Source organism: Ruminococcus sp. RTP21204st1_B2_RTP21204_210225 (assembly GCF_040914135.1).
Classification (GTDB): domain Bacteria; phylum Bacillota; class Clostridia; order Oscillospirales; family Ruminococcaceae; genus Hominimerdicola; species Hominimerdicola aceti.
In genome coordinates, this window is the sequence record NZ_JBCPGA010000010.1 from 60,598 (window position 1) to 78,325 (window position 17,728).

Annotated in this window: 17 protein-coding genes; 16 read left to right on the forward strand and 1 reads right to left on the reverse strand. The window is 42.1% G+C overall.

Annotated features, from left to right (window positions below; translation table 11 throughout):
* Positions 1–55: 55 nt before the first annotated feature.
* From thrH to AB5123_RS05835, 13 genes are all read left to right on the forward strand, one after another.
* Positions 56–658, forward strand: a complete 603-nt coding sequence (thrH, locus tag AB5123_RS05775) for a bifunctional phosphoserine phosphatase/homoserine phosphotransferase ThrH (protein ID WP_038673078.1) — start codon at positions 56–58, stop codon at positions 656–658.
* A gap of 369 nt (positions 659–1,027) precedes the next feature.
* Positions 1,028–1,327, forward strand: coding sequence for a DUF2325 domain-containing protein (locus AB5123_RS05780; protein WP_022288593.1), 300 nt, complete (start codon positions 1,028–1,030; stop codon positions 1,325–1,327).
* A gap of 43 nt (positions 1,328–1,370) precedes the next feature.
* Complete coding sequence (locus tag AB5123_RS05785) at positions 1,371–1,943, forward strand: DUF3793 family protein (RefSeq protein ID WP_038671240.1); 573 nt, start codon at positions 1,371–1,373, stop codon at positions 1,941–1,943.
* A gap of 12 nt (positions 1,944–1,955) precedes the next feature.
* Positions 1,956–2,363 (forward strand): flavodoxin, encoded by a 408-nt coding sequence (locus tag AB5123_RS05790; protein WP_117897679.1) that lies wholly within the window; start codon positions 1,956–1,958, stop codon positions 2,361–2,363.
* Between the two features lie 296 nt (positions 2,364–2,659).
* The gene (locus AB5123_RS05795) at positions 2,660–2,872 is read left to right on the forward strand and encodes a FeoA family protein (RefSeq protein ID WP_022288590.1); all 213 of its coding nucleotides are present in this window, start codon (positions 2,660–2,662) and stop codon (positions 2,870–2,872) included.
* A gap of 69 nt (positions 2,873–2,941) precedes the next feature.
* Positions 2,942–3,163, forward strand: a complete 222-nt coding sequence (locus AB5123_RS05800; protein WP_022288589.1) for a ferrous iron transport protein A — start codon at positions 2,942–2,944, stop codon at positions 3,161–3,163.
* 104 nt (positions 3,164–3,267) lie between these two features.
* The gene (locus AB5123_RS05805; protein ID WP_337812426.1) at positions 3,268–5,757 is read left to right on the forward strand and encodes a ferrous iron transporter B; all 2,490 of its coding nucleotides are present in this window, start codon (positions 3,268–3,270) and stop codon (positions 5,755–5,757) included.
* Between the two features lie 51 nt (positions 5,758–5,808).
* Entirely contained in the window at positions 5,809–5,967 is a 159-nt protein-coding gene (locus AB5123_RS05810; RefSeq protein ID WP_138339051.1) for a FeoB-associated Cys-rich membrane protein, read from the forward strand.
* Between the two features lie 34 nt (positions 5,968–6,001).
* Positions 6,002–6,379, forward strand: coding sequence for a metal-dependent transcriptional regulator (locus AB5123_RS05815; RefSeq protein WP_022288586.1), 378 nt, complete (start codon positions 6,002–6,004; stop codon positions 6,377–6,379).
* Between the two features lie 177 nt (positions 6,380–6,556).
* Entirely contained in the window at positions 6,557–7,255 is a 699-nt protein-coding gene (locus AB5123_RS05820) for an ABC transporter ATP-binding protein (RefSeq protein ID WP_046441596.1), read from the forward strand.
* An 11-nt stretch (positions 7,256–7,266) separates the two neighbouring features.
* Positions 7,267–9,525 (forward strand): ABC transporter permease, encoded by a 2,259-nt coding sequence (locus AB5123_RS05825; protein WP_302839606.1) that lies wholly within the window; start codon positions 7,267–7,269, stop codon positions 9,523–9,525.
* Positions 9,526–9,822: 297 nt separating this feature from the next.
* Entirely contained in the window at positions 9,823–11,208 is a 1,386-nt protein-coding gene (gene trkA, locus AB5123_RS05830; RefSeq protein ID WP_337812427.1) for a Trk system potassium transporter TrkA, read from the forward strand.
* A gap of 10 nt (positions 11,209–11,218) precedes the next feature.
* Complete coding sequence (locus AB5123_RS05835; protein WP_117858599.1) at positions 11,219–12,688, forward strand: TrkH family potassium uptake protein; 1,470 nt, start codon at positions 11,219–11,221, stop codon at positions 12,686–12,688.
* A 34-nt stretch (positions 12,689–12,722) separates the two neighbouring features.
* On the opposite strand, the gene spoIIID is transcribed toward AB5123_RS05835, so the two are convergent.
* A complete protein-coding gene (spoIIID, locus tag AB5123_RS05840; RefSeq protein WP_038671255.1) occupies positions 12,723–12,989 on the reverse strand; it encodes a sporulation transcriptional regulator SpoIIID in 267 nt (88 codons plus the stop codon).
* A 209-nt stretch (positions 12,990–13,198) separates the two neighbouring features.
* Here spoIIID and AB5123_RS05845 point away from each other — a divergent pair, with 209 nt between their 5' ends.
* From AB5123_RS05845 to AB5123_RS05855, 3 genes are all read left to right on the forward strand, one after another.
* A complete protein-coding gene (locus AB5123_RS05845; protein ID WP_046441600.1) occupies positions 13,199–14,785 on the forward strand; it encodes an MBL fold metallo-hydrolase RNA specificity domain-containing protein in 1,587 nt (528 codons plus the stop codon).
* 92 nt (positions 14,786–14,877) lie between these two features.
* Positions 14,878–15,813 (forward strand): uridine kinase, encoded by a 936-nt coding sequence (locus AB5123_RS05850; protein WP_046441601.1) that lies wholly within the window; start codon positions 14,878–14,880, stop codon positions 15,811–15,813.
* Positions 15,814–15,966: 153 nt separating this feature from the next.
* A complete protein-coding gene (locus tag AB5123_RS05855; RefSeq protein ID WP_117924284.1) occupies positions 15,967–17,640 on the forward strand; it encodes a bifunctional diguanylate cyclase/phosphodiesterase in 1,674 nt (557 codons plus the stop codon).
* Positions 17,641–17,728 lie beyond the last annotated feature (88 nt).

Sequence of the window (17,728 nt, forward strand, 5' to 3'; positions counted from 1 at the left end):
TATAATCAAATTACGAATTTTTTTGTATATTTCTAAGGAGGAAATAATTATGAGTATGTATATCACTTGTCTTGACCTTGAGGGAGTTCTCGTTCCTGAGATATGGATAGCTTTTGCTGAGGCTACAGGTATCCCTGAGCTTAAAAGAACAACAAGAGATGAGCCTGACTATGACAAGCTTATGAAATACCGTATCAACATTCTTAAGGAGCATGGTCTTGGTCTTAAGGAAATTCAGGATACTATCGCAACTATCGACCCAATGCCAGGCGCAAAGGAGTTCCTTGACGAGCTGAGAAGCTTCACACAGGTAATAATCATCAGCGATACTTTCTCACAGTTTGCAGGTCCTCTTATGAAGAAGCTTGGTTATCCTACTATCTTCTGCAACACTCTTGAAGTTGCTGACAACGGCGAGATAACAGGCTTCAAGATGAGATGTGAAAAGTCAAAGCTCACAACTGTAAAGGCTCTTCAGTCTATCGGCTTTGAAACTATCGCAAGTGGTGACAGCCACAATGACCTTGGCATGATTCAGGCGAGCAAGGCAGGCTTCCTTTTCAGAAGCACAGACAGCATAAAGGCTGAATATCCTGAGCTTCCTGCTTATGAAACATATGATGAGCTTATGGCTGCAATAAAGGCTGCTATGGACTAATAGTCTTTAATAAAGAAAAAACATAGATGAAAAAGGTAATATCACTTATAATGGCAGCGGCTTTGTCACTGTCTGCGAGGCATTCATGAAACAATTCGCAGAGCTTTTAAGCAAATAATATTTGTTTTTTACGGCGTTGTGTCTTTTGACACTTCGCCGTTTTTTTTGCAAAACAATACCAAACATAATCTGCGATATGTAACGCATATTATATATAGTATCTTCGCTTTTGCCGTGAATATTTTATCATATGAAAAGTTTATACTTCTGACATAAGTTTCCCTTGACAAACGGGGTTAGTTTATGCTAATATGAATATGGTTAGTAAATACTAACCTAAATTAATGAAAAGGAGGAGTTAAGAAAAGTATGAGCGTTATAATAGTAGGCGGAAATGACCGTATGGCAACACGCTATAAGGATATCTGCAAATCATATGATTGCAAGGCTAAGGTGTTCATCAAATATCCTACAGGTTTTGATAAGAAGATAGGCAGTCCTGATCTGGCAGTGGTGTTTACTGATACAGTGTCACATAAAATGCTCAATGGTCTTAACCAAAGAGCAAGCAAACTTGATTTTCCCGTGGCTATATGCCATTCATCAAGCTGTTCGGCTTTGAAGAACGTGCTTGAAAAATATTGTACTAAAGGCGTTGTAAACGCATAGATCTATATGTATAGGTTAGGAATTTCTAACCAAAGGAGGGACTATGTCACAGTCTGAGCTGAGAAATTTTGAAAAAAGCATGGCTTATCATCTTGCCCCTGCAATGCTTGGAATAAAGCCTGCCTGTCTTATGTCAATGGAAAAAAACAAGGACGGGCTTGAAGAGAATGTCGAGCTTTTTAACAGCAGGGCATATACAAAGGGCATGAAGCTAACAGTGCTTTGCGAGTGCAAAAGCAGAAAGCTGCTTTTTCTCTATAACGAAAAACTTTTATCTGACAGACTTGCAGACAACAGAGTAAGAAAGCTTCTTGAAAGCTTTGGCTATGACAGCCGTATGACCCTTGAACAGCAGCTTGAAAGGCTGTCTGGAAGAATATCCGCAAGTGAGGATTTTCCTCATGAGATAGGTCTGTTTCTAGGCTATCCTGTTGATGATGTTACAGGGTTTATACAGAACAAGGGAAGAAACTATCTTCTTTGCGGATATTGGAAAGTCTACTCTGACGAAAACAGAGCAAGACGTATTTTCAGCAATTATGACAAGTGCAGAAATTATCTGTGTAATAAACTTGCTCAGGGCGAAAGCATTTACCAAGCCCTGAAAATTTCTTAGGAGGTAATCATAATGAAAACAGCAGTAATTTATTGGAGCGGTACAGGCAACACAGAGGCTATGGCAAAGGCAGTTGCAGAGGGTGCAGGCGCAGAGTGCTTCGCAGTTTCTGAGTTCAGCGGCAATGTTGAGGATTATGATGCAATAGCTCTTGGATGCCCTGCAATGGGTGCGGAGGAGCTTGAGGACAGTGAGTTCGAGCCATTTTTCGCAGGCATAGAGGGCAAGCTCTCAGGCAAGAAGGTAGCACTCTTCGGCTCATACGGCTGGGGTGACGGCGAGTGGATGCGTCAGTGGCAGGACAGAGTTACGGGCGACGGTGCAACACTTGTAAATGGCGAGGGACTTATTGTAAACGAAACTCCTGACGACGACGCTCTCGCGAGCTGCAAGGCTTTGGGCGAGGCTCTTGCTAAGTAAGCATATATCTCTAATGTAATAATGTAAACTGCAAACGCAGGCGGAAAAAGGCAGTTTTGCTTTTCTGTCTGCGTTTGTGCAGTAATTGAGTTATTAAAAACTAACTAAAGTTATACTTAACTAACTTATGTTTTTGTGCAAGCTTACAAAATTGAAAAAACGGCACATTTAGTCTTGACAAATTCGGTTAGCCGTGCTAAACTATATTACGGGTTAGAAAATGCTAACCCTTTTAATAAGCCTAAAAGTTAGATGAATCTAACTTTTGATACTGACAGAAGAACAGGAGGGTCTGAATGATGCCGCTGACATTTGCAAACGTAGGGGAAGAAAACATGATAAAGAAAGTAGGCGGAAAACCTGAAACAAGAAAGTTTCTTGAAAATCTGGGTTTTGTCGCAGGTGGAACGGTAACGGTAGTAAGCACTATCGGAGGAAACGTTATCGTTAAGGTCAAAGAATCAAGAGTAGCTGTTTCAAAGGAAATGGCTGCGAAGATAATGGTATAGGAAACATTTGGCGGTTAAGCCATGATAAATATGTTTGAAGATATTTTGTATAGTTAGGAGGATCAGGTTATGGCAACATTGAAAGAAGCTAAGATTGGTTCAACAGTTACCGTGAAGAAGCTCAACGGCACTGGTGCTGTAAAGAGAAGAATCATGGATATGGGCATCACAAAGGGTGTTGAAGTCCATGTAAGAAAGGTTGCGCCTTTGGGTGACCCTATTGAAGTAACGGTCAGAGGCTATGAGCTTTCGCTCAGGAAAGCTGACGCTGAGATGATCGAAACGGTCTGATACATAGTTCAGGCAAACAGCAAAAAATTTCATCGGCAGAGCTGATGTGTACTTAGAAGATGAGGATATATTAGAGTGCCGAAATTCTGAAAGGATCAAATTGTATGGAGATCAAAATTGCTCTCGCAGGTAACCCTAACTGCGGTAAAACAACTCTTTTCAACGCTCTTACAGGTTCAAACCAGTTCGTAGGTAACTGGCCGGGCGTAACAGTTGAAAAGAAAGAGGGTAAGCTCAAGGGTCATAAGGACGTAGTTATCATGGACCTTCCTGGTATCTATTCTCTTTCACCTTACACACTTGAGGAAGTAGTTGCAAGAAACTATCTTATAAGCGAGCGTCCGGACGCTATCCTCAATATCATCGACGGTACAAACCTCGAAAGAAACCTTTATCTTACAACACAGCTTGTTGAGCTTGGTATCCCTGTTGTTGTTGCTATCAACATGATGGACGTTGTTAAAAAGAACGGCGACAAGATAAATACAGATCAGCTTGCTAAGGAGCTTGGCTGTCAGGTCTGCGAGATATCAGCACTTAAAGGCACCGGTATCAAGGAAGCTGCTGAGCTAGCAGTAAAGGCTGCTGAGTCAAAAGTTCCAATGGTACCTCAGCATTCATTCAACGGCGTTGTTGAACACGCTATCGCTCATATTGAGGAAGCATTTCTCAATGATGTTGCTGAAGAACAGCAGAGATGGTACGCTATAAAGATATTCGAGAGAGATGAGAAGGTCATCGAACAGCTCGGTATGTCTGAGCAGGTAAAGACCCATATCGAAAAGGATATCTGCGCTGCTGAAAAAGAAATGGACGACGACTCGGAGAGTATCATCACAAACGAGAGATACATTTACATAGCTTCAATAATCAAGGATTGCTATAAAAAGAAAAATCAGGGTGGTCTTACAACATCAGATAAGATAGATAAGGTCGTAACGAACCGTTGGCTCGGTCTTCCTATCTTTGCAGTGGTTATGTTCCTTGTTTACTATATCTCAATGGTAACAGTAGGTTCTGCCGCAACTGACTGGGCAAACGACGGACTCTTTGGTGACGGTTGGCATCTGTTCGGTATCGGTTCATCTGACGCTGAGGACGCTGCTGACGAATATGGCAGCTCGCTTGACATAATCAACGCATTTATCGAGCAGCAGGGCGGCGAGGCTATCGACAACGAAGCTGATGACTTTGATGTTGCCGCTGCTAAGGCAACAGCAGACAACCTGCTTGCTACAGTAGATAAGTCCGCAACTGCTGATTATACAGTAGAGGACGAGGAAACACTTGAAGAAACAACAAAAACAGCTAATTATGCTGATCTGAAAGCTGCAGTTGCAGCCGCTGAGAAATACAGCTTCGCTGATCCAGACCCAGCGGATTACGGCGTATGGGTACCTGGTATCCCTGTACTTATCGAAAGAGGTCTTGACGCAGTAAACTGCGCAGATTGGCTCAAGGGTCTTATCCTTGACGGTATCGTTGCCGGTGTTGGTGCGGTGCTCGGATTCGTTCCACAGATGCTTGTACTCTTCATTCTCCTTGCTATCCTTGAGGCTTGCGGTTACATGGCTCGTATCGCATTCGTAATGGACAGGATCTTCAGAAAGTTCGGTCTTTCAGGAAAGTCATTTATTCCGATCCTTATCGGTACAGGTTGCGGTATACCTGGTATCATGGCTTCAAGAACTATCGAGAACGAGCGTGACAGACGTATGACTGTCATGACAACAACATTTATTCCTTGCGGTGCTAAGACACCATTTATTGCAATGATCGCAGGCGCTATCTTCGGTGGCTCTGCTTGGGTAGCAACAGGAGCATACTTCATCGGTATCGCAGCTATCATCATTTCAGGTATCATGCTGAAAAAGACAAAGATGTTCGCAGGAGATCCTGCACCATTCGTTATGGAGCTTCCTGCTTACCATATCCCTACAGTAGGCAACGTACTCAGATCAATGTGGGAGCGTGGCTGGTCATTCATCAAGAAGGCTGGTACTATCATCACACTGTCAACTATCTTTGTATGGTTCACTTCATACTTCGGCTGGGTAGACGGTTCGTTCGGTATGCTCACAGAAGACCAGATGGAATACAGTATTCTGGCTCATATCGGTAAGGCTATCTGCTGGATCTTCGCACCTCTTGGCTGGGGCAACTGGCAGGCAACTGTTGCAGCTGTTACAGGTCTTGTTGCTAAGGAGAACATCGTTGGTACAATGGGTATCCTTTACGGCGGCGGAGATGGTTCAGTTTACTCTGCTATCGGTGCTGCATTCACTGGCATCACAGGTATGTCATTCCTTATCTTCAACCTCCTCTGCGCACCTTGCTTCGCAGCAATGGGAGCTATCAAGCGTGAGATGAACAGCAGAAAGTGGTTCTGGTTCGCTATTGGCTACGAGTGTGGTTTTGCTTATGTTATCGCACTTATCGTAAATCAGCTTGGCAACCTCTTCACTGGTAATGTGAATGTTATCGGTCTTATCTTTGCAATAGCTCTTATCGCTCTTATCATCTATATGCTCGTTAGACCTTATAAGGAAAGCACAAAGCTTGAAAAGGACGTTAAGGTAGGCGCAAACACATAATAAAAAGCAAATATCATCACTGATCTTGCATAAACAGTTGGGAGGATAATTATGGACACAGTAGGCGGTACGATTCTGGTTGCAGTGATTCTTGCTGCTATCGTGGCAGCTATAATTTACAAGCTCGTAAAGGATAAGAAGCAGGGCAAAAGCTCTTGCGGTGGCAGCTGCGGCTGTTGTCCAAATTCTTCTCGCTGTCACAGATTATGATAAAACAGTAATAAACTTCGGGGAGGTCATCTGAATGCTGACTAAATCACAGAAAAGGTATTTATTTGCCATATACAGACTGGGTCAGAACGGCAGACCTGTCAAGTCCACAGAGGTAGCTTCTGTTCTGGGCGTGACAAAGGCAAGCACCGTCAAGATGACTCAGAAGCTTATAGACGAGGGCTATATAATCAAAGAGCCTTACCGTGAGATCACACTGACATCTGAGGGCATAAAGGCAGCCAATGAGCTTTATACTCCAAGTGTGATACTTCAGGATTTTCTTGAAAACCGTGTGGGCGTTGAGAGAAAAAATGCCGAGAATGACTCGGTGGCTATTGTTTCTCAGATATCTGATGACGCTCTCGACAAGCTTGTAAGCTTTGCTTTGCAAAGCACGACAAACGGCTAAATCAGTAATATTTATATGGTTAGATCCCGCCTTTTTCGGCGGGATTTATCAGATATATCGGTTAGTTGTAATTAACCACAATGTGAAGTAAGTTATGGCATACAAATATGTATAATATGACGTTTAAAAACGGCAAAGATACATTATTAAAATAAATAGTTAGAAAGGGGAATGAAGGTGTTTCTTGAAATAAAGAACATAAAAAAGCATTTTGGCGAGGGCGAGAGCAGAGTCGAAGTGCTTAAGGGCATTGATATCGAAATAGAAAAAGGAGAGTTCTGCGTGCTTCTCGGACCGTCAGGCTCAGGTAAATCAACACTTCTGAACATTATAGGGGGAATTGACGCCGCTGACGAGGGGTATATCTCAATAAACGGCGAAAAAACAGCCGACATGAACGAAAAGGCATTGACCCTTTACAGAAGAAAGCACTTGGGTTATATCTTCCAGATGTACAACCTTATACCTAACCTGAATATCAAGGAGAATATCGAGGTAGGCGCATATCTTAGCGACAACCCTCTTGACGTTGACGACCTGCTTAAAACACTTGGGCTTTACGAGCATCGTCACAAGCTTCCTAATCAGCTTTCGGGTGGTCAGCAGCAGAGAACTGCTATTGGCAGAGCCATCGTCAAGAACCCTGATATCCTGCTTTGCGACGAGCCTACAGGTGCGCTTGACTACAATACCTCCAAGGAGATATTGAAGCTTATAGAGGACGTAAACAAGAAGTATGGCAACACTATCATAATGGTAACGCATAATGACGCTATCAAGCAAATGGCTGACAGAGTTGTAAAGCTTAGAGATGGTATGATAAGAAAGAATTATCTTAATGAAACTAAGCTCACAGCCGAAGAGCTTGATTGGTAAGGAGGGTCAGCATGAAAAACCCTCTTATCAAGCGTTTGCCCAGAGAGCTTAAGGGCGAAATAGGAAAATACATCGTTCTATTTTTGTTCATCACAATGATGATAGGCATAGTATCAGGCTTTCTTGTTGCGGCAGGCAGTATGTCTGTCGCTTATGACGAAAGCTTTGAGAAATACAATATCGAAAGCGGAAATTTTGAACTTCTTCAAAAAGCCGATGATGATGCTATCAAGAAGATAGAGGACGGTGAGGAGAAGATAAAGGTATACGAAAATTTTTATCTTGACAAAGAAACAAAAGAAGTTGACAGCACTATCAGGCTTTTCAAAAATCGTAAGGATATCGACAGGATATGTATAATGGACGGTGAGCTTCCTTCTGCTGATGACGAGATCGCTATTGACAGAATGTATGCTGACAATAACAAGCTTAAAGTTGGAGACAGCCTGACGGTCGGTGACAAGAAGCTTAAGATAACAGGTCTTGTTGCACTTTCAGATTACAGCGCACTGTATTCTAATCCGTCTGATATGATGTTTGACGCTTTGAAGTTCGGTGTTGCTATCGTTACCGATACGCTTTTTGACGATTATGGTGAGGCTGATCTTCACTACAGCTACTCATGGAAATATGATAAAACCCCGGCAGACGACGAGGAAGCTCAGGATATGGCTGAGAAGGTCATGAAGCATATAAATGGAATCTCAATGCTCACTCAGTTTATTCCGGAATACTCAAATCAGGCGATACATTTTACAGGCGACGATATCGAGGGCGATAACACCATGATAACAGTTTTTCTTTATCTTGTTATGGTCATAATCGCATTTGTTTTTGCTATAACAACGGGAAACACTATTGCAAAAGAAGCAAACGTTATAGGTACGCTCAGAGCCTCAGGCTACACCAAGGGCGAGCTTGTAAGACATTATCTTGCAACGCCTATGATAGTCGTGCTTGTATCTGCCATTGTAGGCAACATATTGGGTTACACCTGCTTTAAGGAATTTGCGGTCAAAGCGTACTATGAAAGCTACAGTCTGCCAACATACAAAACGATCTGGAACGCAGATGCGTTTATAAAGACGACAGTAGTTCCTCTTATAATACTTTTCGTAATAAACCTTGTAATGCTTGTAAATAAACTAAGTCTTTCACCGCTTAAATTCTTAAGGCGAGATCTAAAAAAGCGTCAGAAGAAAAAGGCTTTTAAGCTCAACACAAGGATAGGCATATTAAAGCGTTTCAGACTTAGAGTCATCTTCCAGAACATTCCTAACTATATTACAGTGTTTGTTGGCATTCTTTTTGCCAATGTTATCATCTTCTTTGGCCTTGGCATGAAGCCTATGCTTCTTCATTATCAGGATATAATAGAAGATAATATGATAAGCAAATATCAGTATGTACTGAAAATGCCTGTTGAAACTAAAACAGAGGGTGTAGAGAAATACTGTTCAGGCTCTCTTAAAACTGTCGATGACAAGCTCAAAGAGGAAACGGCAACAATTTACGGAGTTAAAGAAAACAGCAAGTTCGTTCATGCAGATATAAAAGACGGCGGAGCGTTTATCTCTGATGGTTATTCTCAGAAGTATAACATAGAGGTCGGCGATGAAGTGACGCTGAAAGAGTCTTACGGAGATAAAAAATACAATTTTAAGGTAGAGGGTATCTATGACGATCCTGCAACTATAGCAGTTTATCTGACAGACAGCGACTTCATAAAGACCTTTGAACTTGAGGACGGGTATTTTAACGGTTATTTCTCCAATACAAAGATAAAGGACATAGACGATCTGTATATTGCGACAACTATAACGAAAGACGACCTGACAAAAACATCACGACAGCTTATACTGTCTATGGGTTCTATGATAAGTATGTTTGCGACAGCGGGTGTTATAATGTTCATGCTAATTGTTTATCTTCTTTCAAAGGTCATAATAGAAAAGAACAGCCAGTCTATTTCTATGACAAAGATACTGGGTTACAACAACAGGGAAATAAACAGCCTTTATATAACGACTACGACCATAGTCGTTATAGCCTCAATGCTGCTGACTGTTCCTATAGTAAATGTCACTTTGAAGTATATATTCAAAGTTGCTTTCGCTCAGTATTCAGGCTGGATGCCATATTATGTGCCAGCAAAAATATTTGTTGAAGTGCCGTTGCTCGGTATCGTTTCATATGCGGTGATAGCATTTATTCTTACAAGACGTGTAAAGAAAGTACCTCTTGATGAGGCACTCAAAAATGTAGAGTAATTCTTCCAAATCATTCTTTCTTAATTGAGCTGTGCTGTCGGTATGTATCGGCGGCACAGTTTTTTTGTGCTTTTTTTATAACTTTTTTTTGAAAATCGCTAATATGGAAAAATAAGTTAGGCAATCGTCGCAAATTTTATTAATATCTTTACTATACTTTAACATATTATTAACAGCATAGTGATACATTATATGATATGGAATTATACGCTTTTATAAATAGGCTCTGTTTAATGAAGAGAAGAAGTGCAGAGAACTGCTGTGAATGGCAGTATGTCATTCGGTTGGAGGAAAAATATGAGTAAACAAAAGAAGCCTGCAGGCGGTTTGAATATTATTATTGTGGGCTGCGGAAAAGTAGGCACGACCCTTGTTGAACAGCTTGTGAAAGAGGGTCACGATATCACGATAGTCGACAAGAATGCAAAGAAGATACAGGAACTCAGTAGTCTTTATGACATTATGGGCATCGTAGGAAACGGCGCAAGCTTTAGCGTTCAGCAGGACGCCGGCATAGAGAACGCCGACCTTATAATTGCTGTCACAGAGTCTGATGAGCTTAATTTGCTTTGTTGTACACTTGCCAAGAGAGTAGCGAAGTGTTCAGCTATAGCAAGAGTAAGAACACCTGATTACAGCAAGGAGATAGTCTATCTAAGAGATAAGCTTGGTCTTGCAATGGTCATAAATCCTGAGCTTGAGGCTTCAAGAGAAGCGTCAAGAATACTTTGTCTGCCAACAGCTCTTGAGGTAAACACCTTTGCGAATGGTCAGGCTGAGCTTATAAAGTATAAGATACCTGAGGGCAATCCTCTTGTCGGCACTACGATCGCTGAGCTTAGCCGTAAAACGGCAACAAACCTGCTTATATGTGTTGTTGAGAGAGAAGGGGAAATATATATTCCATCTGGCGATTTCACAATGAAAAAGAATGATGTTATCTTATTTTGCACCCAAAGAAATTTTTCAAGAACATTCTTTGAGGATATCAGTGTGAAGACAAATCAGGTGAAGAACACAATGATAATAGGCGGTGGCAAGGCGGCTTATTATCTTGCAAAACGTCTTATTGGCATGGGGATCAACGTCAAGATAATCGAAAATGACAGACAGCGCTGTGAGGATCTCAGCGTGCTTTTGCCAAAGGCGATAATAATAAACGGTGATGGCACTGACGAGGAACTTCTGAAGGAAGAGGGCATAGAGTATGCAGAGTCATTTGTGGCTCTCACGGGAATAGACGAAGAAAATATCTTGCTCACTCTTCACGCCAGACAGGTGTCAAATGCTAAGACTATCACAAAAATAAACAGGATAAACTTCAAGGACGTTATAAGCAGACTGGACCTTGGAAGCGTAGTATATCCAAGATATATCACCTCTGAGGCGATAATAGCCTACGTCCGTGCGAAGAACGAATCGGGAGATAGCAATATCGAAACGCTGTATCATTTGTTCGATCATAGAGTAGAAGCTATCGAGTTCAAGGTAGATCAGGAGTCAGAGGTCACAGGTACACCGCTTCAGGCTCTTGATTTAAAAAGACATTTGCTTGTGGCGTTCATAAACCGAAACGGCAAGATCATTATCCCGAGCGGTCAGGATACTATAGAGAGGGGCGACACTGTAATGGTCGTCACTACTCATACGGGATTTAACGATATCACTGATATTATGAAATAGCGGAGGAAATATGAACAGCTCGATCATTCGATATATTTTAGGAAACGTTATGCGAATGGAAGCCTGCTTTTTGCTGCTGCCTTGCATAGTGTCGCTGGTTTACGGGGAAGGCGTGGGACTTTATTATCTTGGAACAGCCATTGTGTGCCTTGCTTTTGGCATGGTAATGGCTTGGAAAAAGCCTAAAAACTATGTGTTTTATCTCAAAGAAGGTTGTATAGCAACATCTTTGAGCTGGATAGTTATGAGCCTTGTTGGGTGTATGCCTTTTTGGATAAGCGGAGAGATACCAAGCTTCACTGATGCTATGTTTGAAACAGTTTCCGGCTTTACAACAACTGGTGCTTCGATCCTTACCAATGTTGAGGCGCTTTCTCATACTGCACTTTTTTGGCGAAGCTTCACGCACTGGATAGGCGGTATGGGAGTTTTAGTTTTCCTGCTTGCTATCATACCGCTGAGCGGTGGCTCAAATATAAATCTTATGAGGGCGGAAAGCCCTGGACCATCAGTGGGCAAGCTTGTTCCAAAGATGAAATATACCGCAAGGATACTTTATATAATCTATTTTGGCATGACCATATTGGAATTTATTTTCCTTATTATCGGCAAAATGCCTGTGTTTGACAGTATTTGTACAGCCGTTGGAACGGCAGGCACGGGTGGTTTTGGAGTCAAGAACGACAGCTTAGGAAGCTATTCGCCATATTTGCAGTGGGTGGTCGCCATTTTCATGATACTGTTTGGCGTGAATTTTAACGCATACTATTATATTATATACAGGCACTTTAAAAAGGCATTCAAAATGGAGGAAGTACGGTGCTATTTTGCTATAATCCTCATTGCCACAGCTATAATATTCGCAAATATCCTCGACCGCTGTGTCAGCATTTTTGACGCACTTACAAAATCAGTATTTCAGGTGGCGTCGCTCATTACAAGTACGGGCTTTTCAAGCACTGACTTTAATCTGTGGCCTCAGATATGCCGGACGGTGCTTGTACTTATAATGTTCATAGGAGCTTGCGCAGGCAGTACGGGCGGAGGTATAAAGGTATCAAGAGTGATCGTGCTTTTCAAGACAATGATAAAGGAGCTTCACTCCTATATACACCCAAAGAGCATACGCAAGGTAAACCTTGACGGCAAACCTGTTGAGCATGAGATAGTGCGTTCTATAAATGTTTATATCGTAACATTCGTGATAATTTTTGCTTCATCAGTTTTTATGGTGGCATTTGATGGTAAAGATCTTGTAACAAACTTTACTGCTGTGCTGACAACCATCAATAACATGGGACCTGGTCTTGCGGAGGTAGGTCCAACAGGCAACTTTTCAAACTTCTCTGTTTTTTCAAAGTTCGTTTTCATGTTCGATATGCTTGCAGGCAGATTGGAGCTTTTCCCTCTGCTGATACTTTTCCACCCCTCTGCATGGAAAGATCTTATTTCTAAGAGGGCGGAAGCAAGAAAATTCTGATAACATAAAAAGGACGGCTCAAACCGTCCTTTTTTCATTTTACAGCCTTTTTGAACTGCTGTTCATATTTATGCTTGGTCGCTATTCCGCCTCTTATATGTCTTTCACGTTTGTTTTCCTCAAGGACCTCTTTTACGCTTTTGAAAAGCTGAGGAGAGATTTTCGGCAGACGTTCTGTCAGATCCTTATGTACTGTGGATTTGCTTATGCCAAATTCCTTTGCCGCACAGCGTACCGTGGCTCTGTGTGCCGCAACATATTCTCCAAGCAGCACACATCGTTCCTTTTCGGATCCATTCATTGTTCACACCCCATTAAATTTTTCTGTAGTAATCTATATGCTGTTCCTTACCTCATTATTACTTGACGTTCTTTCAGACTTTACAAAATAATTGCCGATAATCAAATATTTTTATGCAAAATGCTTGAAATCACACTGGGAATGTGCTATAATGTAAGTGTGATATAGATACTGTCACAGAATATGAACGAAACGAGGGGATAAGGGCAATGAAACTTAATTTTATCGGTGCAACACATGAGGTAACGGGAAGCTGTACATATATAGAAGCCTGCGGAAAGAGATTTCTGGTGGATTTCGGAATGGAGCAGGGTGTTGACTATTTTGAAAATGCGAAGATACCTTGTCCTCCTGGAAATATAGATTTTGTATTGCTGACTCATGCTCATATAGATCATTCAGGTCTGCTTCCACTGTTGGCGGCAGGCGGCTTTGCTGGACAGATACACGCAACTGAGGCGACCTGCAATCTGTGTGAGATAATGCTCAGGGACTCGGCTCACATTCAGGAGTTTGAAGCAGAGTGGAGAAGCAGAAAGGGCAAACGTAAGGGTACAGGCGAGGTGTCGCCACTCTATACTATGGCAGACGCAGAGGCGGCTATTGCCTGCCTTTGCCCACACCCATACAGTGAGGTGACGGAGATATCCGAGGGCATAAAGGTACGCTTTATCGACGCAGGTCACTTGCTTGGCTCATCAAGCATCGAGATATGGCTCACAGAGAACGGTGAAGAACGTAAGATCGTATTTTCGGGAGATATAGGAAACCTTGACCAGCCTCTTATCAGAGATCCGCAGTATATAACGGAGGCAGATTATGTTGTAATGGAGTCCACATACGGTAACCGTCGCCATGATAAGCCGAAGGACTATGCAAAGAGTCTTGCAGAGGTCATTCAAAAGACATTTGATAGGGGAGGAAACCTTGTTATACCGTCCTTTGCAGTGGGCAGAACTCAGGAACTGCTGTATTTTATAAGGCATATAAAGGCGGAGAATATGGTGACGGGTCATGGGGATTTTCCTGTGTATGTGGATTCTCCACTTGCTATCGAAGCCACACAGATATTCAATAAGAACAAAAATTCCTGTTTCGATGAAGAAGCAATGTCCTATGTGAACAAGGGCATAAATCCTATCACTTTCAGCGGACTTAATATTGCTGTCACAAGTGACGAGTCAAGAGCCATAAACTTTATCGACACACCTAAGATAATAATTTCCGCAAGTGGTATGTGCGAGGCAGGCAGAATAAAACACCATCTCAAGCACAATTTGTGGAAACCTGAAAACACCATACTTTTTGTGGGCTATCAGGCTATGAATACCCTTGGAAGAAGTCTTGTGGAGGGTGCAAAAACTGCAAAGCTTTTCGGTGAGGAAATCGTTGTCAGGGCTGAGATACTGGTGCTTCCAGGCGTGAGCGGTCATGCTGACGTTGACGGTCTGGACAGGTGGATAAAAAGCTATGAAAAGCCGCCTAAGAAAGTCTTTGTCAACCACGGCGAGGATTCAGTTGCCGAGGCGTATAAGGAGCATTTGCGTAACGATTTCGGACTTAACGCCTTTGCACCATACAGCGGTGCGGAGCTTGACCTTATAAGCGGCGAGTTCAAAAACACGACCCCTATAAAGATAGTCAAGAAGACAGGTGCGTCGCCTAACTATCAGCGTCTGCTCAGCGCTCTTGACAGGCTGACGGCTTTGGTAAACAAAAGCTCAGGTCTTACGAATAAAGACCTTGCAAAGCTCACTGATACCATAAATAATATCTGTGCGAAGTGGAACGATTAGCTTTTGCTGCACATATAATATGAGATACAGGGCAACACTGCACGCTTTATGTGTGGTGTTGCCTGACGCATACGAAAGGAACAAACCACACAATGAAAAAGATACACGTCAGTGCTATAAACAGAAAGGTCAGAGATGACGAAAAGCTTTTTGTTGAAGAGTGCGACAGAAAATATAATGAAAAGCTCGTTGCCATTGCAGACAGCATCGAGGAGCAGCATAACGAAAAGCCGATACTTCTTCTTGCAGGTCCGTCAGGGGCGGGCAAGACCACAACAGCGTTGAAAATAGAGGAAATACTTGACAGCAGGGGGATACACACCCACACTATCTCTATGGACGATTATTTTCTTCCAGCGGATAACTTCACCGCTGTTATAGGAGAGGACGGCAAGCCTGACTATGAATCTCCTGACAGAATAGACCGAAAGCTTCTTTATGAGCATATGGAAAAGATAAACAGCGGTGAGGAAGTCGTTCTGCCGAAGTTTGAATTTTCAGAACAATGCAGGCGTGATGGAGAAAAACTCAGACGAAACAAAAACGACATAGTTGTTTTTGAGGGTATCCATGCCCTTAACCCGGAGGTCACAGGTGCGGCTGGGGATTATGCAAGATGTATGTACGTCAGTGTAAGAAGCAGACTTGAATTGAAAGACGGTGAGCTTCTGCATCCTTGCTATATCAGGCTTATGCGCAGACTTATAAGGGACGGATTTTTCCGTGGCAGAAGTGCAGCGGAAACACTAGATATGTTCGACAGCGTTGAGGCTGGCGAGAACAAGTATATAATGCCATACAAGCACAGGGCTGAGTTTTCAGTGGATACTTTTCACGCTTATGAGCCTGCCTTGTATAAGAACTATCTTTTGGATACACTGCGACGTGAGAGCAGGAGCTATAAGGATTTTGAACGCTTTTTGCCTATGCTAAAAGCCCTTGAGGAGATAGAGCCGGTGATGCTCGAAAGTGTGCCTGTAAATTCCCTTGCAAGGGAGTTTGTAGGTGAGAGCAGCTATAGCTACTAAGACGATAAAACGCCGTCGGAAAAGGACGGCGTTTTGCTATGCTTGCTTGACTTTTTTTATAAAAAGTAGTAAAATGAGATAAGGTAAGTACAGGTATTTTTGAAAACGTTTTCCTGAACGTGATCATTGAATAAAAAATTAGTGGGGATAAAAATGAATTTTGATAATGATTTGATGCTTTTCTTCCGAACGATATATGAAGATTCGGAGAATATGGACGAATGCAGTGCCAAGGTGAAAAGTGCTGTGGCTGCTGTGGCAGACAAGCTTGACATCGTCAGAGCGGAGCTTGCAGTGAAAATGCCTGCAACAAAGCTTTGTGAGGATGGTGCAGATATGCTCATGGTGCTTTATGACAGAGAGAAGGACGTGGAAAACGAGCCTTTTGAGGCAAGTTTTCCTTTGTTTGAAGGCGGATTTATAACAGTGACCTTTTATTCTGGTAATTCCAATGGTTTTGATAACGAGCAAAGGAATATCGTAGAGATAATCGCAAACACTGTTTTTATCCAATTTAACAGGGTAATTATGCAGGAGCTTGTTACTCATGTTATAAAAACGGATATCGAAACAGGTGCAGCAACTTTAGACGCTTTGATAAATCACGCCGGTATGCTTATAGCGCAAAACAGGATAGAGGATTTCAGTATAATCTTTTTCAATATACATAACTTCAAATATGTAAATAAGGTATTAAATTACGAACAGGGCGACGTTGTTTTGCGTAATTATACAAAGACTATATACCGAAATCTTTCAGATGGTGAGATGATCACAAGACTTGGCGGCGATAATTTCGTTATGCTTGTAAAGAAAGAATCGCTCAGAGAATATATTGATATGCTCAGCTTTATGAACATAAGGTATGACGATGGCAAAGTATCAAAGGATTTTATTTTTAGTGCAACCATCGGATATTCGTCAACTGTAGGTATAAGATATCCAAGAGAAGTAATGGCTCGTGCAAGCATTGCATATGCTGCTGCAAGACGAATTGGTGCAGGCCATGTAATGGAGTATTCCGAAAATATAAAACAAGAACTGATGAAAATTCAGGGAGTGCTGTCAAACTTCATGGCTGGGCTTATGGCAGGTGAGTTCGAGGTGTATTATCAGCCAAAGGTACGCATCGAAACCAAGGAGATATTTGGTGCAGAAGCCCTTGTACGTTGGCATAGAAAGGGAAGGTTATCAGCACCGGTGGAGTTTGTTCCGCTTCTTACGAATGACGGAAGCATAATAAAGCTTGACTACTATGTGCTTGAAGAAGTTTGCAAATGGCTGAGAAAACGCATAGATATGGGTTTTGAACCCTTGAGAATATCAGTGAATTTTTCGAGGAAGCACCTGGAAGAAAAAAATATGATAGGCAATATAGTTGCCTTGATCGACAAATATGAGCTTGATCACCAGCTTATAGAAATAGAGCTTACTGAAAGCGAGGATTATCAGAATTTTGAGCTTATCACAGAGATCGTGAATGGTCTGAGAGCTAATGGTATCGTCACATCTATGGACGATTTTGGTACTGGCTTTTCATCGCTCAATATGATAAAGAACGTTGATCTGCAGGTAATAAAGATAGACAAGTCCTTTATTCCTCTTGAAAAGGATTATGAGGGCAAGGATAAAGATCTTATAATGTTCTATTACATTATAAAAATGGTTAAAAAGCTTGGCAAGGAAACTATCGCCGAGGGAGTTGAAACTGAGCAGCAGCTTGACTATCTCAGAGAAGTTGGCTGTGACGCTGTTCAGGGCTTTGTGTTTGACAAGCCTCTGCCTGCGGCTGAGTTTGAAAAACGGCTTGCCTGCGGTTATAACTGATAAATAAAGGGGCTGTAAAAAAACGCGCAATAAAAAAAGACTGCAACCACCCTTAAAAGGGTAGGAAAGCAGTCTTTTTTGTGGTATA